The organism is Tistrella arctica (assembly GCF_039630945.1).
Lineage (GTDB): Bacteria > Pseudomonadota > Alphaproteobacteria > Tistrellales > Tistrellaceae > Tistrella > Tistrella bauzanensis.
Map to the genome: position 1 here is coordinate 54,050 of NZ_JBBKTV010000010.1, position 25,431 is coordinate 79,480.

At 69.6% G+C, this 25,431-nt stretch carries 21 protein-coding genes; 15 read left to right on the plus strand and 6 right to left on the minus strand.

The genetic code is table 11. The annotated features are described in order from the left end of the window. Nucleotides 1–11: 11 nt before the first annotated feature. Nucleotides 12–905, minus strand: a complete 894-nt coding sequence (gene aguB, locus WG924_RS21590; protein WP_188577806.1) for an N-carbamoylputrescine amidase — start codon at nt 903–905, stop codon at nt 12–14. Nucleotides 906–1,211: 306 nt separating this feature from the next. On the opposite strand from aguB, the gene WG924_RS21595 reads away from it, so the two are divergent. Beyond that, nucleotides 1,212–2,594, plus strand: a complete 1,383-nt coding sequence (locus tag WG924_RS21595; protein ID WP_188577804.1) for an OmpP1/FadL family transporter — start codon at nt 1,212–1,214, stop codon at nt 2,592–2,594. A 52-nt stretch (nt 2,595–2,646) separates the two neighbouring features. Here WG924_RS21595 and WG924_RS21600 read toward each other — a convergent pair whose 3' ends face one another. From WG924_RS21600 to WG924_RS21620, 5 genes are all read right to left on the minus strand, one after another. After that, nucleotides 2,647–3,768 carry an agmatine deiminase family protein gene (locus WG924_RS21600; RefSeq protein ID WP_345935130.1) on the minus strand — a complete coding sequence of 374 codons (1,122 nt, stop codon included), beginning with the start codon at nt 3,766–3,768 and terminating at the stop codon, nt 2,647–2,649. Between the two features lie 306 nt (nt 3,769–4,074). Next, on the minus strand, nt 4,075–5,025 hold the full coding sequence (locus WG924_RS21605) for a glycosyltransferase family 9 protein (RefSeq protein ID WP_345935131.1): 951 nt from the start codon (nt 5,023–5,025) through the stop codon (nt 4,075–4,077). 17 nt (nt 5,026–5,042) lie between these two features. Then, entirely contained in the window at nt 5,043–5,426 is a 384-nt protein-coding gene (locus WG924_RS21610) for a DUF6165 family protein (protein WP_345935132.1), read from the minus strand. An 88-nt stretch (nt 5,427–5,514) separates the two neighbouring features. Beyond that, the gene (locus WG924_RS21615; protein ID WP_345935133.1) at nt 5,515–6,768 is read right to left on the minus strand and encodes an acetate/propionate family kinase; all 1,254 of its coding nucleotides are present in this window, start codon (nt 6,766–6,768) and stop codon (nt 5,515–5,517) included. Then, nucleotides 6,765–8,171 (minus strand): bifunctional enoyl-CoA hydratase/phosphate acetyltransferase, encoded by a 1,407-nt coding sequence (locus tag WG924_RS21620; protein WP_345935134.1) that lies wholly within the window; start codon nt 8,169–8,171, stop codon nt 6,765–6,767. Before WG924_RS21620 ends, WG924_RS21615 begins: the two co-directional genes overlap by 4 nt. Nucleotides 8,172–8,512: 341 nt before the next feature. Here WG924_RS21620 and WG924_RS21625 point away from each other — a divergent pair, with 341 nt between their 5' ends. From WG924_RS21625 to WG924_RS21690, 14 genes are all read left to right on the plus strand, one after another. Beyond that, entirely contained in the window at nt 8,513–9,991 is a 1,479-nt protein-coding gene (locus tag WG924_RS21625) for an aldehyde dehydrogenase family protein (RefSeq protein WP_345935135.1), read from the plus strand. 46 nt (nt 9,992–10,037) lie between these two features. Continuing rightward, nucleotides 10,038–10,505 carry a RidA family protein gene (locus WG924_RS21630; protein WP_345935136.1) on the plus strand — a complete coding sequence of 156 codons (468 nt, stop codon included), beginning with the start codon at nt 10,038–10,040 and terminating at the stop codon, nt 10,503–10,505. 90 nt (nt 10,506–10,595) lie between these two features. After that, entirely contained in the window at nt 10,596–12,362 is a 1,767-nt protein-coding gene (locus WG924_RS21635; protein WP_345935137.1) for a thiamine pyrophosphate-dependent enzyme, read from the plus strand. Between the two features lie 378 nt (nt 12,363–12,740). Then, nucleotides 12,741–13,082, plus strand: coding sequence for a hypothetical protein (locus WG924_RS21640; RefSeq protein WP_345935138.1), 342 nt, complete (start codon nt 12,741–12,743; stop codon nt 13,080–13,082). A 303-nt stretch (nt 13,083–13,385) separates the two neighbouring features. Beyond that, nucleotides 13,386–13,634, plus strand: coding sequence for a hypothetical protein (locus tag WG924_RS21645; RefSeq protein ID WP_345935139.1), 249 nt, complete (start codon nt 13,386–13,388; stop codon nt 13,632–13,634). Between the two features lie 408 nt (nt 13,635–14,042). Next, entirely contained in the window at nt 14,043–14,873 is an 831-nt protein-coding gene (locus tag WG924_RS21650; RefSeq protein ID WP_345935140.1) for an SDR family NAD(P)-dependent oxidoreductase, read from the plus strand. Beyond that, nucleotides 14,870–16,249: an ANL family adenylate-forming protein gene (locus tag WG924_RS21655; protein WP_345935141.1), complete on the plus strand. Its 1,380-nt coding sequence runs from the start codon at nt 14,870–14,872 to the stop codon at nt 16,247–16,249. The genes WG924_RS21650 and WG924_RS21655 overlap by 4 nt, the downstream gene beginning before the upstream one ends. After that, nucleotides 16,246–16,959 (plus strand): acetyltransferase, encoded by a 714-nt coding sequence (locus WG924_RS21660; RefSeq protein ID WP_345935142.1) that lies wholly within the window; start codon nt 16,246–16,248, stop codon nt 16,957–16,959. Before WG924_RS21655 ends, WG924_RS21660 begins: the two co-directional genes overlap by 4 nt. A gap of 34 nt (nt 16,960–16,993) precedes the next feature. Continuing rightward, nucleotides 16,994–18,724 carry an NAD(P)/FAD-dependent oxidoreductase gene (locus WG924_RS21665; protein WP_345935143.1) on the plus strand — a complete coding sequence of 577 codons (1,731 nt, stop codon included), beginning with the start codon at nt 16,994–16,996 and terminating at the stop codon, nt 18,722–18,724. 4 nt (nt 18,725–18,728) lie between these two features. Further along, a complete protein-coding gene (locus tag WG924_RS21670; RefSeq protein ID WP_345935144.1) occupies nt 18,729–19,301 on the plus strand; it encodes an RBBP9/YdeN family alpha/beta hydrolase in 573 nt (190 codons plus the stop codon). A 79-nt stretch (nt 19,302–19,380) separates the two neighbouring features. Further along, nucleotides 19,381–23,361: a non-ribosomal peptide synthetase gene (locus WG924_RS21675; protein ID WP_345935145.1), complete on the plus strand. Its 3,981-nt coding sequence runs from the start codon at nt 19,381–19,383 to the stop codon at nt 23,359–23,361. Between the two features lie 50 nt (nt 23,362–23,411). Next, nucleotides 23,412–23,768: a hypothetical protein gene (locus WG924_RS21680; protein WP_345935146.1), complete on the plus strand. Its 357-nt coding sequence runs from the start codon at nt 23,412–23,414 to the stop codon at nt 23,766–23,768. Beyond that, on the plus strand, nt 23,765–24,202 hold the full coding sequence (locus WG924_RS21685; protein ID WP_345935147.1) for a hypothetical protein: 438 nt from the start codon (nt 23,765–23,767) through the stop codon (nt 24,200–24,202). The genes WG924_RS21680 and WG924_RS21685 overlap by 4 nt, the downstream gene beginning before the upstream one ends. A gap of 44 nt (nt 24,203–24,246) precedes the next feature. Beyond that, entirely contained in the window at nt 24,247–25,413 is a 1,167-nt protein-coding gene (locus tag WG924_RS21690; RefSeq protein ID WP_345935148.1) for a GNAT family N-acetyltransferase, read from the plus strand. Nucleotides 25,414–25,431: the final 18 nt, after the last annotated feature.

Here is a 25,431-nt window from a genome sequence, read left to right on the forward strand (position 1 = left end):
CGGCCGGGGCTTCAGCCGCCCCGCTTGCCGCCGATCCCGCCATCCAGTGTTGCAACCGCGCCGTAAAGGTCGGGCCGCCGATCCCGGAACAGGCCCCACGACGCCCGCAAGGCCCGGGCGGCGGCAAGATCGATCTCGGCCACCACCACCGCATCGCCGGTGCGACCGGCCTCGGCGACGATACCGCCGGTGGCGTCGGTGACGAAACTGGATCCATAGAAGGTGAGGGTCGCCTCGCGGCCCACCTCGGTGCCGACCCGGTTGGTGGCCACCACCGGCACGATATTGGCGGCGGCATGGCCCTGCATCACCCGGCGCCAGTGATCGCGGCTGTCCCAGTCGGGCGCCTGCGGCTCCGATCCGATCGCGGTCGGATACAGCAGGATGTCGGCGCCCATCAGCGCCATCGACCGCGCCGCTTCGGGGAACCACTGATCCCAGCAGATCGCGGCCCCCACCCGGCCGATGGCGGTGTCGAACACCATGAAACCAGTGTCGCCGGGCGAGAAATAGAACTTCTCCTGATAGCCCGGCCCGTCGGGAATATGGCTCTTGCGATACAGGCCCAGCACGCGGCCATCGGCGTCGATCATCGCCAGGCTGTTGAAGAAGGCAGGCCCCGCGCGCTCGAAGAAGCTGACCGGAATGACGACGCCCAGTTCTGCCGCCAGCGCCTGCATGCGGATGATCGCGGGATTGTCCCTGAACGGCCGGGCGGTTTCGAACCAGGCCGGATCCTGATCCTTGCAGAAATAGGGCAGTTCAAACAGCTCCTGCGGCAGCACCAGCCGGGCGCCGGCGGCGGCGGCGGCGCGCACCATGTCCTCCACCCGGTCGAGATTGCGGTCGCGGTCGTCCTCCACCTGCATCTGCAAGGCGGCGACGGTCAGGTGACCCTCGGACATGGATCGGCACTCCCTGGCGGTCTGGCTGCGACATCTGGATGTCGTGCATGCAGGCTAGCCGCCCCTGGCCCTCGGCCGCAACCGCCAGTGATGTGACATTCCGGCGGCCCGCGACCGATCCGCCACGCCTGTTTCCAATATGAAATAGAAGACACCTGATCATGGATATTGATCTTGACGCATACGTTAAGCACGTTTAACGATCATAACCATGTACGACATAATCTCAAAAATAAAGAACGTATAGCGCGAAATCTGCCACCGGCCGTCATCACGGCCGGCGCATATGGTTCAGGGAGACCGCCCATGCCCCGCCCCGCCCCCACACCGCCCATACCCCGCCCCGCCCCCACCCTTCGCACCACGCCCGGCACCGCCAGCCTGACCGCCGCCACGGCCACCGCCATCGTCATGATCCTTGCCGCCGGCCCGGTATCGGCCGCCGGCTTCTTCATTCAGGAGCAGAGCGTGCAGGGCGTCGGCCGGGCATTCGCCGGTGACGTCGCCCTTGGCGAAGACGCCTCCACCATCTTCACCAACCCGGCCGGCATGACCCGCCTGAAGGGCCGGCAGGCGCAACTGGGTGGCCATTATCTGATTCTGCGCGCCACGCTGACCGATACCGGGTCGTCCGCCACCACGCTGGGCAGCGGCGGCGCCAGCGTGCCGCTGGGCGGTGGTGACGGCGGCAATCCGTTCGACGACACCCCCGTGCCGAACCTGTACGCGGCGGCACCGGTGGATGACGAAGGCCGGCTGTGGCTGGGCGTCGGCATATCGGCCCCCTTCGGTCTGGTCGCCGATTATCAGGACGACTGGTTCGGGCGCTATGACTCGACCAAGACCGACCTGAAGACCATCGACATCGCCCCCAGCATCGCTTTCAAGGCGGCGCACTGGCTGTCGGTGGGGGCGGGTTTCGACATCCAGTATGCCGATGCCACGCTTGAGAACGCGGTGCCGAACGGGCTGGCTCCCGGCGGCCCCAGCGCCGCCACCGACGGCCATGCGCGGGTCCAGGGTGATGACTGGAGCGTCGGCTATAATCTTGGCGCGCAGTTCACGCTGACGCCTGCGCTGCGGCTGGGCGTGCACTACCGCTCGGCGATCAGCCATGATCTGAAGGGCACCGCGTCGCTCACCGGCCTGACCGGCCCGCTTGCGGTCGCCAATTTCAACACCGATGGCAGCGCCGCCCTCGACCTGCCGGCCATCGCATCGGCCGGCGTCGCCTGGGATGCCACCGACCGGCTGACCCTGCTGGGCCAGGTGAACTGGTATGAATGGAGCCGGTTTCACGAGATCCGGGTCAAGTTCTCCAACGGTCTGCCGGATTCGGTCAAACAGCAGAATTATGAAGACAGCTATGGCGTCAGCCTGGGAGCACAATATCGGTTGAACGAGGCATGGACCCTGCGTGGCGGTGCCCAGTGGGACGAGACCCCCACCGTGAACGGCTTCCGCACCACCCGCACGCCGGATGGCGACCGGCTGTGGCTGTCGACCGGCGCCAGTTGGGCGATCAGCGATGCGGTGTCGCTGGATATGGCCTATGCCCATATCTTCGTCGACGACGCCACGATCGATCTGGACGAGCCGGCCGGCGCCGGCACTGGCCGGGTGCGGGTGAAGGCCGATGTCGAGAGCAGCATCGACATCGTCAGCCTGCAGGCACGGCTGCGCTTCTGATCGCAGGCGCGGGTGCGCGGCCGGTTGATCACAGGCGCGGGTGCGCAGGCAGTCAGGCGCCCGGCTGCGGCACCGGCCCGCCGCTGGCGGTCATCGCGGCGGCGATGGTGGCGGCATTCAGTGCCGGCGCCTGCGGCAGAGCCACCGCCAGCCGGGCCAGGCCGCCATAGCCGGCCAGCGCCCTGCACGACACCTGCTCGATCGCCGCGGCCGGCAGGGCGCGCGACAGCAGCCGCAGCGCCACATCGTCATTGCCGTCGTCAAAGGCCGGCACCACCAGCCGCCGGCCATCGCGCAGCAGGCTCAGATAGCTCGCGGGCAGCAGCCGGCCATCCTCGGAACGCGGCCGCTTGCGCGGCAGCGGCACCGGCACCACGGTCAGAAGCCGACCGTCGGGCTGGGTCGTCACCTCCAGCCGCAGCCGGGTTTCATGCAGGGCCGGCTGGTCGGGGTCGCCATCGATGGCGGTGGCCACGGCCACCACGCCCGGCGCCAGAAACCGCACCACGCCATCCAGGCTGCCCGGCCAGTCGTCTTCCGAAAAGCCGCCGGGTACCCAGATCACCCGCTCGGCATCCAGGCTGCGGCACAACAGATCGGCCACCGCCGCGCGGGCATCGGGATCGGCCGTGGCGAGCAGGGCTTCGCTTGCCACCACCATTCCGTGACCGTCGCCGGCGATCATCTGTGCGCGGCCGGCGACCGGCGCCAGAGCACGCATCGCCGCCGCGGCCTCGCCATGGCCGCCCAGCCCCAGAAGCCGGGCGGTGATGTCGCAATCCGGGTCGTGGTCGATCGCAGCCCCGCCGGCCGCATCAGACGGCGGGGCCCAGTCCAGCGCCAGCGGCCGGCCATCGGGGCCGTGGCCCATCATGGGCAGACGATCGGCGAAACAGCGCAGGCTGCCGCCCCATGACGACACCCGGACGCCGGCGCCGCACCGCATCGAGGCATCGGCAAGATCGCCCGGCCGCGCGACCACCGCAACGGTCGTGTCGCGGGCCAGCAGGCGCGCCGCCTCGGCAATGGCAAGCCCGGCATCGCGCGGGTCGGTGAAGCCGTCGACGGCCGACGGCCAGACGGCGAGCCAGATCGCGGCCGGACGGTCCGGCGACGGCAGAAGGCAGACCGGGTGCAGATCGATGGCACCCGGCGGAAAAACACTGTCGGACATGTGGCGTCTCCGCTCCGGGTCGCTGGGATCTCAATGCGCGTATCGGTGATCGGAGGGTGCGGATGATGCGGGCCATCGCCGATCCCGCCCCCCTGTTCGGGGTCGGGTCTGATCTGCCCGTCCCGGGGCATCATCAGGCGTGGCGTTCTTTCCGGCCGCCCAGGCGACCGGCGTTCCGCTTTGTTGTTGGCGTGTCGCAAGATAGAAGTCTACCGCGCATCGGGCCAACACTGCAATGACCCGCGATTGACGCCCGCGGGATCGCCGTGCGCCTCAGGCAACCGGATGTATCGCGGCATGCATCCGTCAGGCGGAATGCATGCCGGCCGATAGATCAGGCCAGCGCCGCAGAACCGCGTCGCTGACCGCGTCGGCGGTCAGCGACGCCATCAATGACCCGCCCCCGCCCTCGGCGGCAAGCCGGGCCTGAAGGGCATCCACACTCTCCGGCGTGCGCACGACCAGTCCCTGCGGCCCCCACGGACCGTAATGGTCATCCCGTGTCGGCCCGAACAGGCCGACGGTCCGGGTTCCGGCCGCGACCGCCAGATGCATCATTGCCGAGTCGTTGCCGATGAACAGCGCCGATCGTTCGAGCAACGCCGCCGAGGCCGGGATGTCCAGCCCGAACCCGTCGACCAGCCGGTCGGCCGGCACCAGCTTGAACAATGCCGCCGCGTCCCGACGCTCCGCGTCGCTGCCCAGCAGCACCAGCCGTCCGCCCGCCAGCGGCCCGCCCGTCGACAGCAGCCGGTCCGCCACGGCCGCGAACCGCTCAATCGGCCAGGTCTTGAAGATCTGGCTGGCGCCGGGGCCGATGGCGAGTGCCGGTACGCCGTCCGGCAGATCGCACAGGGCATGGGCACGCCCCGCCGCCGCGAGGTCGATCCGCGGCATCTGGGGCGGCAGACCCAGGGTCCGCGCCGCCTGGATCACGCGATGCTCGCCCGGCAGGCCCGGTGGAATCCGATAGCGCGCGTCCGCCCGCAGCAACCAGGGCAGGGCCGACCGCCTGAGATCCACGATCCGACGCCAGCGCCGGTTGCGCGTCTTCTGCCAGAGATCGAGCCAGTGGCGGTGATGCCGGCGCTTGTGGACGACATGCATGGCCTCGACGCCCTGCCAGCCGCTGAAGGCCAGTGCCGCCTGCGGACCGCAGGCGATGGTGATGGGGCTGTCGGGGGCATCCTCCCGCATCCAGGCGAGCACGCCGCTGACCAGGATCGCGTCGCCGAGCCGGGTCGGACCGATGAACAACTGCGCCATCCTGGGCGTCAGACCGAATAGGCCTTCTGCTCGGCGATATCGCTGCCGAGCAGATCGTTGATCTTCGCCTTCACCGCCGCCCTGCGGTCATTGGTCTGATAGACCAGTCGGGCACGGGCGACGAAGTCCGGGCCGAAATCGGCCTTGCCCTCATGCACGCGCAAGGCATCCTCGATGTCCCAAAGCGCCTGGTTGATCTCGCGCAGTTCAGCGATCAGGGGCGGCAGGGCGTCATGGCCCCGGACCACCGGCCCCACCACCTCCTCCAGCGCCGCCATCTCGCGCCGGACATGCGCCAGCTTGTCGGCCGCATCGATATGCGCCGCCTTGATCGACAGGATGACCAGCTTGTCGATCACCTCGCCGGGGGATACGTCGATCTTGAGCCTCAAGGGAGCCGTCTTTCAACACGGGTGGTCGCGCCGTCCTGTTTGTATCGCCTCAACATCATGTCGCCAAACGGATTCCGGGCCGCGTGGCTCATGCGAACACGAGACGCGCGGTCTCGCGCGCGATCACCGCCTCTTCATCGGTGTCCAGGGCCAGAACCAGAACCCGGCTGTCGGGTGCCGAAATCACCGGGCCATGGGCCGCATTGGCGGCCGGATCGATCTCCGCCCCAAGGAACGCCAGATAGTCGGCGATCCGCGCCCGCATCTGCGCCGAGTGGCGGCCGATGCCGGCGGTAAAGACCAGCACGTCCAATCCGCCCAGCGCAACCGCGATCGACCCCGCCTCACGCGCCGCCCGATAGGCGAACAGCGCCATCGCCTCTTCGGCCTTCGGGTCGTCCGATGCCTCCAGCACCCGCATATCGGCCGAAATCCCCGACACGCCCAGCAGCCCTGAGCGGGCATTCAGCATCCGGTCGACCTCGGCGGCGCTCATGCCGCGGTCGCGGATCAGGTGCAGCACCACGCCCGGATCGATGCTGCCGGCGCGCTTGCCCATCATCAGGCCATCCAGCGCGGTGAAGCCCATGGTGGTGGCCACCGACCGGCGCCCCTGCATGCCGCACAGGCTGGCGCCATGGCCCAGATGCGCCACGATCACCCGGCCGTCGGCGCGGTCGCCGGCATAGTCGGGCAGGACCGAGGCGATGTGGGTATAGGACAGGCCGTGGAAGCCATAGCGCAGGATGCCGTCATCCGACAGCTCACGCGGGATCGGCATCAACTGGGCCAGGCGGGGTTGCGTGCGGTGAAAGGCGGTGTCGAAACAGGCGACCTGCGGCAGATCCGGCCACAATTGGCGGGTGGCGGCGATGCCCGACAGGTTGTGCGGCTGATGATTGGGTGCCAGCGCCGTCAGCCGGCCCAGCGCCTCGATCACCGCATCGTCGATCAGCACCGGCGCCGAGAAGCTGGCACCGCCATGGACCACGCGATGGCCCACGGCCACCACCTCGCCCAGATGATGGACGATGTCGGTGATCCGCCCCAGCGCCCAGGCGGTGAGCCCGGCATGGTCGGCCAATCCTTCAGGCGGGTTGCCGATATCGTCGAGATGCACGCCGCGGCCATTGGCCGACGGCCCCTTCAGCGTGCCGATCATCTCCACCTCGGCACGGCCGATCTCGACCATGTCCGACATCCGCACCACGCCGAATTTCAGGCTCGACGAGCCGGCATTGACGGTGATGATCAGCCGTTCCGTGGGGGATGCCTGATCGGCCCCTGACTGATCGGCCCCTGACTGATCGGCCCCTGACTGATTGGCGGGCGTCGCGGTCATGGCCGTGCTCCACGATGAACGAAGATCTGGGCGAGTGCCGCCGAGGCCAGCCGGGCGGCCGGGCCGTCGGCGCGGCTGGTCAGCATGATCGGCACCCGCGCGCCCAGCACCAGCCCCGCTGCCTCGGCGCCGGCCAGATGGATCAACTGTTTGGCGACCATGTTGCCGGCCTCAAGGTCGGGGGTGACCAGGATGTCGGCATCACCCGCCACCTCCGAGACGATGCCCTTGGCGCGGGCCGCCGCTTTCGACACCGCGTTGTCGAAGGCGAGCGGCCCGTCGAGCACGCCGCCGGTGATCTGGCCGCGATCGGCCATCTTGCACAGCGCCGCCGCCTCAACCGTCGAGGCGATCGGCGGATAGACGGTTTCGATCGCCGACAGGATCGCGACCTTGGGCCGGTCGGTGCCAAGCGCCCTGACCAGATCGATGGCGTTCTGGACGATGTCGCGTTTGGCATCCAGGTTGGGATAGATGTTGATCGCCGCGTCGGTGACGAACAGCGGCTTGGGATAGGCCGGCACGTCCAGGGCGAAGACATGGCTCATCCGCCGCGCGGTGCGCAGGCCACACGCCTTGTCGACCGCCGCCGACATCACCTCGTCGGTGTGCAGCGCGCCCTTCATCAGCGCCGCCGCCTCGCCCTCGCGCACCAGCAGAACCGCGCGCTCGGCCGCGGCATGGCTGTGGGGCTGATCGATGATCCGGATGCCAGCCAGACTGCGGCCGCAGGCCTCGGCCGCGGCCCTGATCTTCGCTTCCGGGCCGACCAGGATCGGCAGGATCAGCCCGACCGCCGCCGCATCCAGCGCGCCTTCGATCGAATTGGTATCGACCGGATGGATCACGGCGGTCGCGATCGGCGGCAGCTCGGCGGTCATCGCCAGCAGATGGCGATAGACCGGCCGGTTTTCAGGCGCCGCCGCAACCGCGGCCGCGATCGCCGCCCCCGGCGCCATGACATAGGGACGGTCGACCCGGACCGCCCCTGCCCGCACCTCGGCATGCCCTTCGGCCACCATCCGGCCGCCGGCACCCGAGACGGTACAGGCCAGTGTCAGCCGGCGGTCGGCGGCCATGGCGGTCACCACCACCCGCGCGGTCAGGGTTTCACCCGCCACCACCGGGCACAGCCGGTCGAGCCGCGAGGTCAGCACCTCGGCGCCGGGTCCCGGCAGGTCGGCCGCGATCAGCAGGTCGATCAGCAGGCCCGGCAGGGCGCCCAGCGCCGCCGTGCCCCGGAAGCCGGCATCGGCGGCAAGGGCCGGATCGACATGGGCGGGGTCGATGTCCAGCGCCATCGCGCCCAGGCGGTCGACCAGCGACGCGCCGGCTTCGTGGACCAGCACCGCGTCATCGCCGGTGCGGATGTCGTCGACTGTGCGGTTGGCAATTCTGAGCATATCGGCTGTGTGGTCCCACGGTTGGTGGATCGATGGCATGGCCTTGACCGATACTCGCCTGATTAGATGACGATCGCCACCATCGCCATGCGGATGAGACCGAGGCGGGCTGCGGCGGATCGTCGCCACCGCTGCCAGGAGTCGCCCCCGTCCCCGGTAATGGACATGGTGGCACATTCGAGTGGACAACCGGTGGAATTCTGTCGGCATCGCCGTTTGCGGGCGTTGTCTGCGCCGGCCGGGGCTGGCATGCTGCCGCCCTCGCCCGTCCCCGCATGCCCGCCCCGCATGACCGCCGGACCCCCGGGCGTCGACATCATCAGGGAGGCATCAGAAAGCCCATGACCGGTTCGACCGAGATCAAGCGGAGCTGGCAGCATTATATCGACGGCCGTTTCGTCGACAGCCTGGATGGCAGCCGCATCCCCGTCGTCAACCCCGCGACCGGCGAGGTCATCGCCGATATCGCCTGCGCCAAGGCCGCCGATGTCGACATGGCGGTGGCCGCCGCCCGCCGCGCCTTCAACGCCCGGCTGCTACTGAACATGAAGCCGGTGGAGCGGTCGCGGCTGATGCATCGCATCGCCCGCATCCTGCTGGAGCGCACGGAACAGATCGCCCTGGTCGAGACCCTCGACAACGGCAAGCGGATTTCCTCGGCCCGTGTCGATGTCGGCGCCGCCGCCCGCTATTTCGAGTATTACGCCGGGCTCGCCGACAAGCTGGAAGGCAAGTCGATCCCGCTCGGCCCCGATTATATCGACTACACCGTCCATGCGCCCTTCGGCGTGTCGGCGCAGATCGTGCCGTGGAACTTCCCGCTTCAGATCGGCGCGCGCTCCATCGCCTGCGCGCTTGCCACCGGCAACACCGTGGTGATGAAAACCCCGGAATTGTCGGCGCTGTCGCTGGCGGCGCTGGCCGAGGCGGTCCACGATGCCGGCGTGCCGGCGGGTGTGGTCAACATCCTGACCGGCTATGGCCACGAGGCGGGTGCGGCACTGGCCGGTCATGGCGATATCGACCATCTGGTGTTCACCGGCTCGGTCACCACCGGCAGCCGCATCCTGCACGCGCTTGCCGACCGGGTGGTGCCGGCGGTGATGGAGCTTGGCGGCAAATCGGCCGGGGTGGTGTTCAAGGACGCCGATATCGACCAGGTCATCGCCTCCACGCGCGGCGGCATCTTCACCAATGCCGGCCAGGTCTGCTCGGCCTCGGCGCGGCTGGTGGTGGAACGCGCGGTCTATGACCAGGTGGTGGAGCGGATGGGCGCCGCCGCCGGCGCGCTGACGGTCGGCCCCGGCATCGACGACAGCGAATTGACCCCGGTGATTTCCGACGGCCAGCGCGACAAGATCGAGGCCATGTGCCTGCGCGCGGTGCAGGACGGTGCCCGCGCCGTCGCCGGTGGCCGGCGGATCGAGCGTCCGGGCTATTTCATGGCCCCGACCGTGCTGGCCGATGCGACGCCGGATTCGGAAATCGCCCAGCAGGAAGTGTTCGGCCCGGTGCTGACCATCCTGCCGTTCGACGATGCCGAAGAAGCGCTCGCCATCGCCAACGGCACCGATTACGGTCTGTGTGCCGGTGTCTATACCCGCGATCTCGCCCGCGCGCATCTGGTGGCCGAGCGTCTGGTGGCCGGTCAGGTGTTCGTGAATGAATGGTTTGCCGGTGGCATCGAAACGCCGTTCGGCGGTATGAAGCGGTCGGGCTATGGTCGCGAGAAGGGTGTCGAAGCCCTGCTCGGCTATGTCCAGACCAAGAATGTCGCGATCCGGCTGACCGCCGGCGCGGCCGGCCGGCCCGGCGCCTGACGCCACGGCCCGGCTTCATCCACGACTGATAGGAGCAAGCAGCGCAATGTCGGGCAAGATCGAGGCGCGTCTCGCAGAACTGGGCATCACCCTGCCGGTGCCCGCCGTCCCCGTCGCGAATTACGTGCCATACGCCGTGACCGGCAACCTCGTCTACACCTCCGGCCAGGTGCCGGTCGCCGACGGCGCGGTGGTCTGGAAGGGCAAGCTCGGCGCCGAACGGTCGATCGAGGATGGCGCCGCCGCGGCGCGGTTGTGCGCGCTGAACTGCATCGCCCAGTTGAAGGCCGCCTGCGGTGGCGACCTCGACCGTGTGAAGCGGATCGTGAAGGTCGTGATCTTCGTATCCTCGGCCGCCGGCTTCAACGATCAGCCCAAGGTCGGCAACGGCGCCTCCGACGTGCTGGTCGAGATCTTCGGCGATGCGGGCAAACATGCCCGCTCGGCGGTGGGGGTGAACGAACTGCCCCTGGACGTGACGACGGAAGTCGAGATCGTCGCCGAGATCGCCTGATCCGGACCTGATGCCGCCGCAAACCTCTCCCCGGGGTTTGCGGCGGTTCTGCTTTGAGGCATCCCCCGCCGCCCCGGAGACCCCCGCCCCATGACCGCCAACACCGCCGGCACACCCGCCACAGATGCACCCGCCACCGCCGCCGCCGCCGCCATCACCGGCGGCGAGGCCATCATCCGCACGCTGATCGCCCATGGCATCGACACCGCGTTCTGCGTGCCGGGCGAAAGCTATCTGGCGGTGCTGGAAGGGTTGCGGGTCCATGACGACCGGATCCGCCTGCTGGTCCATCGCCACGAGACCGGCGCCGCCTGCGCGGCCGAGGCCTGGGCGCGGGCACGGCGCCTGCCGGGCATCGCCATGGTCACCCGCGGCCCCGGCGCCAGCAATGCGGCCCATGGCGTGCATGTCGCGGCACAGGATTCGACGCCGCTGGTGCTGATGGTGGGCCAGGTCGCCACCGCCGAATACGGGCTGGAGGCGTTCCAGGAGGTCGATTACACCGCCATGTTCGGCCAGGCGGTCAAGGCGGTGATCGAGCCGCGCACCGCCGCCGATTGTGCCGGCGCCACCGCGCGCGCCCTGCGCATCGCCATGGCCGGCCGCCCCGGCCCGGTGATCCTGGTGCTGCCCGAAGACGTGACCGAGGGCGTGCTGACCGGGGATGCCGCCGCGACCGTGCCCGATATCAGCCATGGCGTCGCCGCCCATGCGCTGGATCTGGCGCATCTGCGCGCCGCCGCCGGCCTGCCTGGCGCGGCGGCGGTGATCGCCGCCGCCGAGGCGTTGTCACAGGCGGCGCGCCCGATCATCATCGGCGGCGAGATCGCGGCCTTCGACCGCGCCCATGGCGCGCTGGACCGTCTGGCCCGGCTGACCGGCGCCGGGCTTGCCACCGCCTTCCGCCGCCAGGATCTGGTGCCCACCGATCATCCGGCATGGTTCGGACATCTGGGGCTGGGCCGTGCCCCGGCCCAGAAGCGCGCCTTCGCCGAGGCCGATCTGATCCTGATCGCCGGCAGCCGGCTGGACGACGTGACCACCGAGGGCTGGACGATGCCGGCCGCCCATCAGACCGTGATCCATCTCTATCCCGATGCGGATGCGATCGCGCGCGCCGCCGGGCGCCAGATCCGCCTGCCCGCGCATCTGCTGGTGGGTGACGTCGCGGCCAGCCTGGATGCGCTGTCCGACCGGCTGGCCGATACCATCCCGCCCGCCGACCGGATCAACTGGCGTGATGCCATCCATGGCGAGGTCACCCGCTTCGCCGCCGATCCGGTGCGCCCGGTGCTGGGGGCGGTGGACATGGCGGCGGTGGTGATCACCGCCGCCGGGATCGCCGGGCCCGATGCGGCGGTCGCGATCGATGCCGGCAATTTCGCGGGCTTCGTGCATCGCTACTGGCCATTCACCCGTCCCGATACCCAGTTCGCCACCCAGGCCGGCGCCATGGGCTATGGCCTGCCGGCGGGGTTGGGGGCGGCCACCGCCGATGACCGGCGCCCGGTGGTGGTGTTCGCCGGCGATGGCGGCTTCATGATGACCGGCCAGGAACTGGCCACCGCCGTGCTGGAACGGCTGCCGGTCAAGGTGATCGTGGTCGATAACGGCGTCTATGGCACCATTCTGATGCACCAGACCCGCCGCATCGGCCGTGGGCGCGACCACGGCGTGGTGCTGTCGCGGCCCGATTTCGCGATGCTGGCCCGCGCCTATGGCGCCGCCGGCTTCACGGTGGAGCGGACGGAGGATTTCGCCGGGGCGTTCCGGGCCGCACTTGCCCATGACGGCCCGGCGCTGGTGCATGTGAAGACCGACCCACGCGACATCTCGGCCTATGGCCCCCTGGCCTGAGTCGCCAACGAGAAAGATGATTGGCGGGCACCGCAAGGAACGCTCGGGTTGCATGTCGTCACATCTTCCGTTATGACCGGATCAGGCCGTTCATGAGGTGCGATGGTCTGTCGCCCGCCCTGCCAGTCACCGCCCCGGCGCCGACAGCCCCGGAACCGGCCCGCTGGGTGCGGTTCCATGGCCGGCGCCCGGCCTTTCGGCCGCTGGCGATCCCCGGCGTGCTGCTGGTCATCCCCATCCCGTTCCTGGTGGCCGCTTTCCGCGCGATCCTGTGGCAGTGGTGGGTATCGAACATCCGCTTCGGCGCGGTGCGCTTTCACAACTATCTGGACCGTAACAGCCTGTTCGGCTGCTATTGGAAGGCCACCGGCTGGGGGGTTGCTGCTGGCGGCGATGATGGGCCTGTGGGGCGGCTGTGTGCTGGGCATCGCCGCCGCCCGGGCGCGGGCGCCGGCGCCGGAGGGCACGCCCGATTACGCCATGGCATTTCAGCACCCGCTGGTGGTGGCCGGCATCGCCGCCGGCTATCTGCTGATGGCGCCGGGATTGGGGGTGGTGATCCGGATCTATCTGACCCGCGATATCCGGGCGCGGATCGCCGAGACCACCGCCATCCATAACCTGGCGGCGGCCGATGGCGTCGTCGGCCAGGGCAGCGCCGCCGATGCGCTGGGCGAAGGCTTCGCCGGCGGGCTCGACCTCAATCTGGGCGGGATCTGATGACGGCCGCGCCCGCCAGATCGTCGGCTGGTCGCCGGCGGCCTGTGTGTCGATCCTGGCCCTTGTCCTTTATGGCATCCCCTTCGCCGCCAGGCGGCTGGCACCGCTGGTGCCGTTAAGTGTGGAGCAGCGCCTGGGCGATGCCACCGACACGCGGCTGCGCGCCATGCTCGGCGGCCGGGTCTGCGCCCGCCCCGATGGCGCGGCGGCACTGGCGCGGATGGTGGGCGCGCGGCCGATGATTTCGCCGCCGCCACCGTCACCGCCCTGGGGCGCCCGCCCGCCGCCTTCGGCCGATTGCTGGTGCGCATCACCGGCAGCGACAGCCGGGGGACAATCCTCGACAGCCATCCGGTCAGCGCCGAACGGCTCGACCGGCTGGCGGCGGCGCCCGACACCGCGCAGACGCTGCCATCGGGACCGGTCCTTCTGGACGATGCCGGCTGGCAGGCCCTTCGCCGGATCTGCGCCAATGCCGACACCGGCTCTGATCCTGGCCCTGATGGCACCAATGGCCCGGTCCGGCGGTCGGACAAGCAGAACCGGCCCTGAGGCGGCGGCCGCCGGATTGCCGCAGCCGGCAGGCGATCGCTTCTGGTTACAGCCGCCCAATTCCATCAACCCAGAATAATGTTGAAGATTCCGCCCGGCGGGAGATACTTGGGAAGACATAACCCTGACGTTTCAGATCCGTGCCCGCGTCGCCCCCAGCGTGCCGGATCCACGCCATGTATAACCGGGCACCCCGGCCATGCGGTGCGCCGCCTGCCCCCGCGCCACGCCTGCGACGCTTTGCGCCGTCGTTTTGAGACGACGGCAATGGCGTCGAGACTCCGTCGGAAAATGCAACCACAGGTAATTTGTTCATCAGGGTAACTATCCGATGAGGACATTCTGCGCAGCACTGTGGGGCATGCGACCCTGTGTCGGCCGTGACGGCCGATGACAGAGGGAGACGCCATGTCGCCCATACCCGCATCCTGCACGGCCGCGCCATCGCGGATCGTGCTGGTCACCGGTGCCAGCAAGGGCATCGGTCGCGGCGCGGCCCTGCATTTTCTGGGCGCGGGCGACATCGTTCATGGCTGCGCGCGCGGTGATGCCGGCATCGATCATGACGCCTATCACCATCATGTGCTGGACGTGGCCGACGAGGCGGCGGTGAAGGCGATGTGCGGCCGCATCCGCCGCGCCCATGGCCGGATCGACGTGCTGGTCAACGCCGCCGGTATCGCATCGATGAACCATGCCCTGCTGACCCCTGCGGCGACGCTGGACGCCATGCTGCGCACCAATGTCGTCGGCAGCTTTGTCTGCGCGCGGGAAGCCGCCCGGCTGATGCGGCCCGAGGCCCGGCGCAAGGATGCACAAGGCGATGGCGATACGGATGCGGATGGCGAGGCCCGCTCCGTATCGCCACCGGCCGCGCCATCGGTTGCGCCACCGGCCGGCGGCCGGATCATCAATCTGACCAGCGTCGCCGTGCCGCTGCGGCTGGCCGGTGCCGCCGCCTATGCCGCATCGAAAGCCGCGGTCGAAAGCCTGACCGGCACCCTGGCCCGCGAACTGGCACCGCAGGGCATCACCGTCAATGCCGTCGGGCCGGGGCCGGTGCGTACCCGCCTGACCCGCACCGTGCCGGCCGAGACCATCGACCGGCTGCTTGCGGCCCAGGCGGTGCCGCGTCTGGCCGCCATGGACGAGGTGGTACGGGTGATCGATTTCCTGGCCGCACCGGGGGCCGCCATGGTGACCGGTCAGGTCATCTATCTGGGAGGGGTGTTCGCATGACGGAAGCCGCCGATCGCTTCCTGGACCGGTTGCGCGCGCTGGGACCGCGCGTGGCGCTGATCGATGCCGCGACCGGCATCGAGACCAGCTTCGCCGATCTGGCCGGAGCCACCGATCAAGCCCGCCACAAGCTCGCTGCCGCCGGCATCGGCCCCGGTGCCGTCGTGAAGCTGGATGGCGAGGCGGCGGCCGGCACACTGGCCCTGCTGCTGGCCCTGCAAAGCCTGGGGGCGGTGACGGCGCTCGACACCTCGACCGTGGCGGCGGAACGGGCCGACAAGGCGGCACTGGCCGGCGCCGGCTGGCGGCTGGCACCGGAAGACGGCCACCACCCGCAGGCGCTGACGCCATCCGGCGACGCCCCGGCGCCGCTGGTGGCGGCGCTTACAGCCGCCGACCGCGCCGGGCTGATCCTGTTCAGCAGCGGCACCACCGGCCGGCCCAAGGCGATGCTCCACGATCTGGACCGGCTGACCGACAGCTATATCGCCGGTGACCCGCGCACCAAATCGGTGCGGCTGCTGCTGTTCCTGATGTTCGATCATATCGGCGGCATCAACACCATCTTCTCAAGCCTTGCCCAGGGCACCACGCTGGTTCTGCCCGCCGCCCGCACACCCGACGGTGTCGCGGCCGCGATCGCCGCCCACCGGGTGGGCGTGCTGCCGGCCTCGCCCACCTTCCTGAATCTGATGCTGATGAGCGGGGTTGCCGCCCGCCACGATCTGTCATGCCTGCGGATGATCACCTATGGCACCGAGCCGATGCCCGACGGGTTGCTGGCCTTGCTGCGCGCCCGGCTGCCACGGGCACGGCTGCTGCAGACCTTCGGCACCTCCGAGACCGGCATCGTGTCGACCGTCAGCAAGGCATCCGACAGCCTGCTGATGCGCTTCGACGATGATGCCGTCGAACACCGGGTGGTGGACGGCGAATTATGGCTGCGCAGCCGGCGGCGGATCCTGGGCTATCTGAACCACAGCATGGATGCCTTCACCGATGACGGCTGGTTCCGCACCGGCGATCTGGTGGAAGAGGCCGGCGACGGCTTCCTGAAGGTGAAGGGGCGCGCCAAGGAGATCATCAATGTCGGCGGCGAGAAGGTGTTTCCGGCCGAGGTGGAAGGCGTGCTGATGGCATCGGGTCTGGTGGCCGACTGCAAGGTCTTCGGCCAGCCCAACGCCATCACCGGCCAGAGCGTCTGGGCCGAGATCGTGCCCGCCGGCAATGACGGCGGCGCCGATCTGGTCAAGGCGGTCAAGGCCCATGCCCGCGGCCGTCTGGATGCGTTCAAGGTGCCGGTGCGGGTGAAGGTGGTCGCCGACATCCCCTATTCGGCCCGGTTCAAGAAACTGATCGCGCGGGAGGCGTCATGATCGATCTGGTGATCTTCGGGTCGGGCGGCTTCGCCCAGGAAGTCGCGGCCTATGCCGCCGATGCCGGCTTCCGGCTGCGCGGCTTCCTCGACGTCTCGGCCGAGGCCTGGCAGGCCCATGGCGCGCCGGAGCCCGGCTGGCTGGGGCGCGCGGAAGATTATCGCCCCGACGGCACTGAACTCTTCGCGCTGGGCATCGCCGACACCGCCATCCGCGCCCGGCTGATCGCCCGCTGGTTCGATGCCCCCCATGCGGACGCCGATACCGGCGGCGCCGGCTGGCCGGCCGCAACCATCATCCACCCCACCGCCACCATCATGGCCGGCGCCACGATCGGCGCCGGATCGGTGCTGGGGCCGCGGGCGCATGTCGGCGTCAAGGCGCGGCCCGGCCGGTTCACGGTGATGAATTACGGCTGCTCCTTCGGTCATGACGGGGCATCCGGCTGCAACAACGTTCTGGCATCGGGCGTGCAACTGGCGGGCTATGTCACGCTCGGCGCCGATAATTTCTTCGGCATAAGCGCCTCGGTCCAGCCACGCCTGACGCTGGGCGACCGCAACCGTATCCAGGCCGGCGTGTCGGTGGCCTCCGATGTCGGCTCCGGCGCCTTCGTGTTCCGCAAGGACCAGCCGAAGACCGCTTTTCTGTTTACCGCCCCCACCCTTGCCGCCCCCACCCTTGCCGCTGATACCGCCGGCGAGGGCTGATCCCGCAACCCGTCGATCGAGGTCCATGCGCCCCATGTCCGATCCCGTCCTGATCATCGGTGCCGGCCCGGCCGGCTGTGTTGCCGCCCTGACCCTGCGCCGCCGCGGCCGCGAGGTCATCCTGCTGGAGCGGGCATCGGAGCCCGCCTACAAGATCGGCGAGTCGCTGCTGCCCGGCACCCTGTCGCTGCTCGACCGGCTGGGGTTGATGGACCGCATCAACGAACGCGGTTTCGTGTCGAAGCCTTCCGCCACCTTCGTCTGGGGCATGGGGCAGGCGCCGTGGACCTTCTCGTTCGCGACCCCGCGCCCCGAGCCCTGGATCTATGATCACGCCATCCAGGTCTATCGGCAGGAATTCGACGGCCTGCTGCTGGATGCCGCCCGCGATGCCGGGGTGGATGTGCGCATGGGCCACGCCGTCACCACCATCGATTACGACCACAGCGACGGCGTGCTGGTGCGGGCCCGCGCGGTGGAGGGCGATCACGATGTCGTGCTGCCCGGCAGCTATGTGGTCGACGCCACCGGCCAGAACGGGTTGATCGCGCGGGAGCTGAACCTGCGCCGCTATGACGAATTCTATCGCTCGCTGGCGGTGTGGAACTATTACCCGGCGATCCGCAAATTCACCGGCGACCTGGACGGCACCACCTTCTCGATCACCTTCGAGAAGGGCTGGGTGTGGATGATCCCGCTGAAGGACGGCACCTATTCGGTGGGCGCCGTGGTCGATGTCGACAATGCCGGCGACATCCACGAAACCGGCCGGCAGGCGTTTCTGGACCAGTGCCTGCGATCGGCGCCCGAGGTCGCGAGCATCGTGGATCTGGACGATCCCCGCGCCGAGCCGCGGATCATCCGCGAATGGTCGTATAATGCCGAGAAGATGTCGGTCGGCCGCGCTTTCCTTGCCGGCGACAGCGCCTGCTTCACCGATCCGCTGTTCTCGCAAGGGGTGCATCTGGCCACCCAGTCGGGCGTCTATGCCGGGGCCGCGATCGACTTCCTGCTCGACAATCCCGACCGCGCCGACGACATCCACGCCTGGTACGATGCCGCCTATCGCGAGAGCTATTCGCAGTATCACGAGTTTCTGGCCTCGTTCTACAGCTATGCGTCGGAGGTGATGCCGGCCTCGACCTTCTGGTCGAAGCGGCGGGTGCAGGGGCTGGGCGACAAGCGGTTCAGCGACAAGGCCTGGTTTGCCCGCATGACCGGTCAGGCGGCCGCCGAGACCGCCGGCGAGGATGAATTGCTGCGCGATTTCGTCAACCGCTCGGGCAACATGATCAGCCTGGGCCAGCATCTGCGCACCGAATTGACCGATGATTTCACGGAAGAGGAACTGGCCGCCAAGCGCGTGCAGTGGATCGGCAAGCTGACCCGCAGCCTGAACCGCATCGACCGGTTCGAATGGACCGGCGGCGAGGTCTCGCTGGTACCGACTTTCAAGGTCGACCCGATGAGCTTCCAACTGGTCGAACGCCAGCTTGTGGCCGACGACACCGGGCGGCGGATGGTGAAATACCCGATGACCGATGCCCATCGTGCGGTGCTGGCCGGCCTGAAGACCGAGCGGGTTGGCTATCGCGATCTGGTCAAGCGGCTGAAGCAGGCCGATGACGGCCCCGACCTGTCGTCGCAGATGATCATCCGGCTGATCGAGGCCGGGATGCTGAAGGGCTATGACCGCAGCGATGCGCCGGTCCAGGTCCAGCACCGTCTGCGCTTCGACGGTGTCGGTGCGGAATACGAGGTCTGATGCCATGCCCGTGACCGATGCAGATGCCGTGCCGCGCCGGACCGTGGTGATCGTGCCGGGGCTGGGCGGGTCCGGCCCCGACCACTGGCAGAGCCTGTGGGCGGCGGAAAACCCCGGCTGGCGGCAGGTTCAGCAACGCGACTGGGACCGGCCGGTCGCCGATGAATGGCTGGCGTCATTGGAAGAGGCGGTGGCGCTGGCGCCATCGCCGGTGGTGCTGGTGGCGCACAGCCTGGCCTGCGCCATGGTCGTGCGCTGGGCCGAGACATCCGCCCGCGCCGGCCGGGTGGCCGCGGCCCTGCTGGTCTCGCCCGCCGATGTCGACAGCCCCGACCACACGCCCGACGAGGCCCGGGTCTTCGCCCCCCTTGGCATGGGGCGGCTGCCCTTCCCGACGCTGGTGGTTGCCAGCACCGACGACGCATTCGTGGCGCCGGAACGCGCCCGCGCCTTCGCCGCCGCCTGGGGCGCCGATCTGGTCGAGATCCGCGACGCCGGACACATCAATGCCGACAGCGGCTTCGGGGTCTGGCCGCTGGGCCAGGATCTGCTGCGTGAACTGATCGAGGACGGCTGACATCCGGCCCGTGTCGACGCCCACCCCCCCCCCGCGCCCCGCAACCGGCCCAAGACCTGCCGTGTCCAGGAGGCCCGCAATGCCTTATGACGCCGGACCGCGCGACGCCCAGTTGCACGACCTGAACCTTGCGCAGCGCGACATCTATTTCGATCGCACGCTCAACCCCGACCGGTTGTATCTCGTCGGCGGCCAGATGCATGTCGACGGACCGTTCGATGAAGATGTCGCGCGGGCGGCCTATCGCGCCGCCGGTCGCGACGTCGCGGCGATGCGGGCGCGGCTGGTGGTGCGCGACCATCGCCCGATGCTGGCGGTGGCACCGCCGGACGATGCCGATGCGCTCGACATCGATATCGAGGACGTATCGGCCACGGCCGAGCCCGAGATGACCGGTGTGGCGCGCGCCGAGGCGCTGTGGGCGGAACCGATCCGGCCCGAAGACGGCGGGCTGATGCACGACATGCGGTTGATCCGCATCAACCCCCACCGGCGGATCGTGCTGTTCCGCTGCCATCACCTGATCATCGATGGTTGGGCGGGCCTGCAGTTGTTCGACCGGTTCCGCCGCGCCTATGACGCGATCAGGTCTGGTGTCTCGCCCGATCCGGACCCGGCGCCGCTGCCCGATCCCACTGCGGAACTGGCGTGGATCGACAGCCCGAAAGCCGCCGCGGATGCCGCGTTCTGGGCCGCCGAGCTGGCCTGTATGCAGCCGGCGGCATTCCTGCGCCGGCCGCCCTTCGGCCCGTCGCTGAAGGCGCGATTGTCGATCGACCGCGACAGGTTCGGCCGGATCGAGGCGGTGGCCACGGCCTGCGGCACGCCGATGCCGGCCCTGCTGATGACGCTGTTCGGCCTGCTGGTCCATGACCTGACCGGCCAGGAGGCGATCGTTCTGGCCACCCCGGTGCGCAATCGGATGACCGCCGCCGAGCGCGCCGCGATCACACCCTATGTCCGGTTGATGCCGCTGGGGCTCGCCATCGACCCAAACGCCACGGTCGGCACCGCCGCGACCGGGGTTCAGGCCGCGATGCGTCGTGGATTCCGCCACCAGCGCCTGCCAATGGGCGCGATCGGCAAGGCCCTTGGCCGCCGGCCGGGCGGGGGCGAGGCGATGCTGGGCGATGTTCTGTTCTCGTTCGAAACCCGCGCACGCACGCCGGGTTTCGACGGCTGCGGCACGGTGCTGCACCCGATCAGCCATGAGGGCGACAAATACGCCCTGTCGCTGCATGTCCGCGATCTGGGCGGTGAGGGGCTGGTGAATTTCGATCTGGCCATGGATGCGGCGCATTGGGGTGAGCTGGGCGCAAGCCCCGCCCTGGATCGCCTGGGGCCGATGCTCGATGCCCTGGCCGACGCCACCCCCGAAACGCCGCTTGGCATGCTGTTGGCGCCGATGCCCGGGCCCGAGACCCGGCTGATCGCCCGGTTCAACGACACCACCCAGCCCCTGCCGGGGCCTGCCGCCGATGCCGCCAGCATCGTCGACCTGATCCGCGCCACGGCGGCGGCGGCCCCGCGGTCGCCGGCACTGATCACGGCGGCGGGCACCGTCACCAGCCTGGGCGCGCTGGATCGCTGGTCCGACGCCATCGCCCGGCGGCTGATCGACACCGGGGCCACCGCCGGCGATCAGCCGGTGATCGGCGTGATGATCGATCGCAGCCCGGCAATGATCGCCGCCGTGATCGGGGTGATGAAGGCCGGCGCGGCCTTCCTGCCGCTCGATCCGGCCCTGCCACCGGCGCGGCTGGCAGAACTGGCCGCGGATGCGTCGGCCACGGCCATCGTGACCTGCCCAGCGTTCGTCGACCATCCCTCCGTCGTCGACCATCCCACCGTCGCCGACCGACCGGGCTCGGCGCAACCGGGCCCGCTCCTGGTGATCGGCGACACCGCCGATGATGACATCGCCGCGACGCCGCCTCTGCCCGATCTGCCAGCCGTTGGTGGCGATGACCTTGCCTATGTGCTCTATACCTCGGGCACCACCGGCCGGCCCAAGGGCGTGATGATCGGGCATGCGGCCCTGCTCAATCGTCTGGTCTGGCAATGGCATGCGCTGGGCCATCGCGTGGACGAGCCGGTCCTGCACCGCACCACCAGCAGCTTCGACGTCTCGGTGTGGGAAATGCTGATGCCGCCGGCCTTCGGCGCGCCGATTGTGCTGTGCCCACCCCTGACCGCCCATGACCCGGCGGCCCTGGCGGCGCTGATCGCCCGCCATCGGGTCGCCTGCCTGCATTTCGTGCCCTCGGCGCTGAATGCCACGCTGGCCGCGATGACACCGGCCGACGACACCAACATGGCCGGCGTCCGGCTGGTGATCACCAGTGGCGAGGCATTGCCGCCCGAATGCGTGCGCACCGTCGCGGCGCGCTGGCCGGCTGCGCGGATCATCAACCTGTACGGCCCGACGGAGGCCACGATCGACGTCAGCCGCCATGACGGCGACCCGCAGGACACCGTGGTGCCGATCGGCCGCCCGGCCTGGAACACCAGCCTGCATGTGGTCGACCCGGCGACCGGGGCCCCGGTCGCGGTGGGGCGGCCGGGCGCGTTGATGATCGGCGGCGTGCAGCTTGCCCGCGGCTATCTAGGCCGGCCGGATCTGACCGCCGAGCGCTTCCCTATCGCGCCGGACGGCACCGGACGCCGGTGGTATGACAGCGGCGACCGGGCGCTGCTCTCCCCCGATGGCGTGATGCTCTATCTGGGCCGGTCCGACGATCAGGTGAAGATCGATGGCGCGCGGGTGGAACCGGGCGAGGTCGTCGACCGCCTGCTCAGTCATCCCGCCGTGCGCGAGGCGGCGGTCAGGGCGGTGCGCATGCCGGGCGGGCAGCGGCTGATCGGCTGGTATGCCACCGGCGGAACGGCGCTGGATGCCGCAGCCCTCAGATCCTGGGTCGCCGAACGCCTGCCCGGCTGGATGGTGCCGGCGGCGCTGATCGCGGTCGACAGCCTGCCGGTGCGCGCGAATGGCAAGCTGGACGCCGCCCGGCTGCCGATGCCGGTCGACGCCCTGAACGGGCCCCGCACGGCCCTGGCTCCGGCCACGCCGTTTGAGGCCGCGATCACCCGCGTATTCGCGCAGGTGCTGAATGCCGCCGATATCGATGCCGGCAGCGATTTCTTCCTGGCCGGCGGTCATTCGCTGCTGGCGCTGCGGCTGCTGGCCGAGGTGGAGGCGTCAACCGGCCTGCACGCCGATCTGAAACAACTGTTCCTGCACCCGACGCCTGCCGGGCTTGCCATGGCCCTGGAGCACGCGCGCGATAGCCGCCCGGCCACCGATGATCCGGTGCCACTGACCCCGCGCGATCCCGCCTGCGACCGGCCGCCGCTGTTCCTGCTGCCGCCGGTCGCGGGCGAGCCGGCGGTGTTCCTGGATCTGGCGCGGCTGATGGATCATCCGGCGATCGGCCTGCGCTTTCCAGCCGCCACCGCCGCCGGCCTGCCGGAATTCGCCCGCCATGCCGCGGCCTGCATGCTGGCCTGCCAGCCCGATCCGGCCGCCGATGACGGCGCGGCCCGGCGCCGCTGGCGTCTGGTCGGCTATTCGCTGGGCGGCATGGTCGCCTTCGAGGCGGCCCGGCTGATCGAGGCCGCCCATCCCGGCGCACGGGTCGATCTGGTGCTGCTGGACACGGCGGTGGCGCCAGTGCCGACACATGACGACGCGGTGTCGCGGACATTCGAGCGGGAGTTCAGCCGCCGCGCCCTCGATACCTGCGATGCCATGGGGCGGGCCGCCGCGACGCTGAACCGGGCTGCCATCGCGCGGCTGAAGGCGCTGGTGCTGCGCAACGCCCGCGCCGTGGCCGGCTGGCAGGCGCGCGGCGCCATCCGTGGCGATATCACCATGGTATCAGCCCGCCGCGATCCGGCCGAGCACCGGCCCGACCGTTGGGCCGCCCACACCACCGGCCGCTTCACCCGCATCGATGTCGATGGTGGCCATTTCGACCTGCTGGCCGACCGGCTGCTGCCCGAGATCGCCGGCATCATCGACGAGGCGCTGCTTGCGCCCGCAACCCTGCCCGCATGACCACCACCTGACGACGACGCCCCACCACCAGACCACAAGGAGGCCCGACGATGGCCCAGGCAACCGAACAGCAGATCCACGACATCATCATGGCGACGCTTGGCGAGGTGAACGAGGATCGCGACGAACCCTTCGATCTGGGCCCCGGCCCCGACCTGATCCTGTATGGCACCGGTGGCGTGTTCGACAGCATGGGGCTGGTGAACTTTCTGACCACGGTCGAGGAAAAGCTGGAAGACGATCTGGGCGCGATGGTCTCCCTGACCTCCGAGAAGGCGGTGTCGCGCAAGGTCAGCCCCTTTGCCAGCGTGCGCGCCCTGGCCGGCTTCATTTTGGAAGAGATCGCCGGCGACGATGCGGCCGAAGACGCGCCTGACGCAGCACCGCTCAGGGCCGCCGCTTCATGAGCCGCGTGATCGTCACCCGGCGTGCCCTGATGCTTGGGGTCGCATCGGGGCTGATCTATGGCAGTTGGGCGTATTTCGCCAACCACACCGCCGATCCGGCAGCGGCCCTGCGGGCCGCGGGCGTGCAATTCGCGCTGAGCTTCGGCGCCACCGCCGTGCTGACCATGGCGATGGACGCGGTGCTGACCACGGGCGACGCACCGGCCGGCCCGACGCGGCGGCTGGCGGCGGCGGTGCTGCCGATCACCCTGCTGGCGCTGGTGTTCGCGGCGGCCCATGCCATCGCAGGCACGCCCCGCATCCTGGCCACGATCGCGCCGTCTTATGGCATCGGGCTGGTGTTCTGCACGGTCTATGTCCGCAGCCGCAGCCGTGCCGGCGCAAGACCGGCCGCGGTCGAGCCTTGCTCCCCGGCGCCGGGGCGCCAAGTATAGGAGGATCCATCGCCAAGCAACACGAGACGCCGGAACCGGAGCCGATGACCGAGCAGGACACGCGCCTGACCCTGACCACCGCCGGCAGTATGGCCGAAATCGACCCGGCCGCATGGGACACCCTGGCCGGTCCCGGCAATCCCTTCCTTGCCCATGCCTTTCTGGACGCGCTGGAACAATCCGGCTCGGTGTCGGAACGCACCGGCTGGCTGCCCCGGCATCTGATCCTGTCGACCGCATCTGGCCGGCTGGTCGGCGCGGTGCCGCTGTATCTGAAGGCGCATTCCTGGGGCGAATACGTCTTCGACCACAGTTGGGCGCGCGCCTATGAACAGGCGGGCGGCGCCTATTACCCGAAGCTTCAGGCCGCGGTGCCGTTCACGCCGGTGCCGGGGCCGCGCCTGCTGGCGGGCGATGGCCCCGACGCGCCGGCCATCCGCCGGGCGCTGGCCGACGGGCTGGTGGCGGTGGCCGAGACGCTGGAGGTGTCGGGCGTGCATGCCACCTTCGTTGCCGATCACGACATGCCACCGCTGGCCATGGCCGGCTTCATGGAACGCCATGACGTGCAATTCCACTGGCATAACCGGGGCTATGGCAGTTTCGACGATTTCCTGGCGGGGCTGGCGGCCCGCAAGCGCAAGACCATCCGCAAGGAACGCCAGAAGGTGGCCGAGAGCGGCCTGCGCTTCCGGGCCCTGTCCGGCGCCGACATCACCGCCGAGGCCTGGGACGCCTTTCACCGCTTCTATCACGCGACGGTCGACCGCAAATGGGGCGAGGCCTATCTGACCCGCGATTTCTTCGACCGGCTGGGCCAGATGATGGCCGAGCGGGTGGTGCTGATCATGGCCTATGACGGCGACCGCCCGGTTGCCGGCGCCCTGAACCTGATCGGCAACGATGCGCTCTATGGCCGCAACTGGGGGGCGGTGGTCGACCTGCCCTTTCTGCATTTCGAGACCTGTTATTATCAGGCGATCGATGTGGCGATCGAGCGCGGCCTAGCCAGGGTCGAGGCCGGCGCCCAGGGTGGCCACAAGCTGCTGCGCGGCTATGAGCCCGTCACCACCCGCTCGGCCCACTGGATCGCCGATCCGCGCCTGGCCCGCGCGGTGAAGGGCTTTCTGGATCAGGAACGCGCGGCGGTCGACGCCGAGACCGAGGCGCTGGCCGATCATCTGCCGTTTCGACGTGACGGGCCGACGTGACGGGCCGGCGTGACAGGC

Bases quoted from the DNA above. Each gene is read 5' to 3' on its own strand.
- aguB (WP_188577806.1), bottom strand. From the start codon at position 905: ATGTCCGAGGGTCACCTGACCGTCGCCGCCTTGCAGATGCAGGTGGAG.
- WG924_RS21595 (WP_188577804.1), top strand. From the start codon at position 1,212: ATGCCCCGCCCCGCCCCCACACCGCCCATACCCCGCCCCGCCCCCACC.
- WG924_RS21600 (WP_345935130.1), bottom strand. From the start codon at position 3,768: ATGTCCGACAGTGTTTTTCCGCCGGGTGCCATCGATCTGCACCCGGTC.
- WG924_RS21615 (WP_345935133.1), bottom strand. From the start codon at position 6,768: ATGACCGCGACGCCCGCCAATCAGTCAGGGGCCGATCAGTCAGGGGCC.
- WG924_RS21620 (WP_345935134.1), bottom strand. From the start codon at position 8,171: ATGCTCAGAATTGCCAACCGCACAGTCGACGACATCCGCACCGGCGAT.
- WG924_RS21625 (WP_345935135.1), top strand. From the start codon at position 8,513: ATGACCGGTTCGACCGAGATCAAGCGGAGCTGGCAGCATTATATCGAC.
- WG924_RS21630 (WP_345935136.1), top strand. From the start codon at position 10,038: ATGTCGGGCAAGATCGAGGCGCGTCTCGCAGAACTGGGCATCACCCTG.
- WG924_RS21635 (WP_345935137.1), top strand. From the start codon at position 10,596: ATGACCGCCAACACCGCCGGCACACCCGCCACAGATGCACCCGCCACC.
- WG924_RS21650 (WP_345935140.1), top strand. From the start codon at position 14,043: ATGTCGCCCATACCCGCATCCTGCACGGCCGCGCCATCGCGGATCGTG.
- WG924_RS21655 (WP_345935141.1), top strand. From the start codon at position 14,870: ATGACGGAAGCCGCCGATCGCTTCCTGGACCGGTTGCGCGCGCTGGGA.
- WG924_RS21660 (WP_345935142.1), top strand. From the start codon at position 16,246: ATGATCGATCTGGTGATCTTCGGGTCGGGCGGCTTCGCCCAGGAAGTC.
- WG924_RS21665 (WP_345935143.1), top strand. From the start codon at position 16,994: ATGTCCGATCCCGTCCTGATCATCGGTGCCGGCCCGGCCGGCTGTGTT.
- WG924_RS21670 (WP_345935144.1), top strand. From the start codon at position 18,729: ATGCCCGTGACCGATGCAGATGCCGTGCCGCGCCGGACCGTGGTGATC.
- WG924_RS21675 (WP_345935145.1), top strand. From the start codon at position 19,381: ATGCCTTATGACGCCGGACCGCGCGACGCCCAGTTGCACGACCTGAAC.
- WG924_RS21680 (WP_345935146.1), top strand. From the start codon at position 23,412: ATGGCCCAGGCAACCGAACAGCAGATCCACGACATCATCATGGCGACG.
- WG924_RS21685 (WP_345935147.1), top strand. From the start codon at position 23,765: ATGAGCCGCGTGATCGTCACCCGGCGTGCCCTGATGCTTGGGGTCGCA.
- WG924_RS21690 (WP_345935148.1), top strand. From the start codon at position 24,247: ATGACCGAGCAGGACACGCGCCTGACCCTGACCACCGCCGGCAGTATG.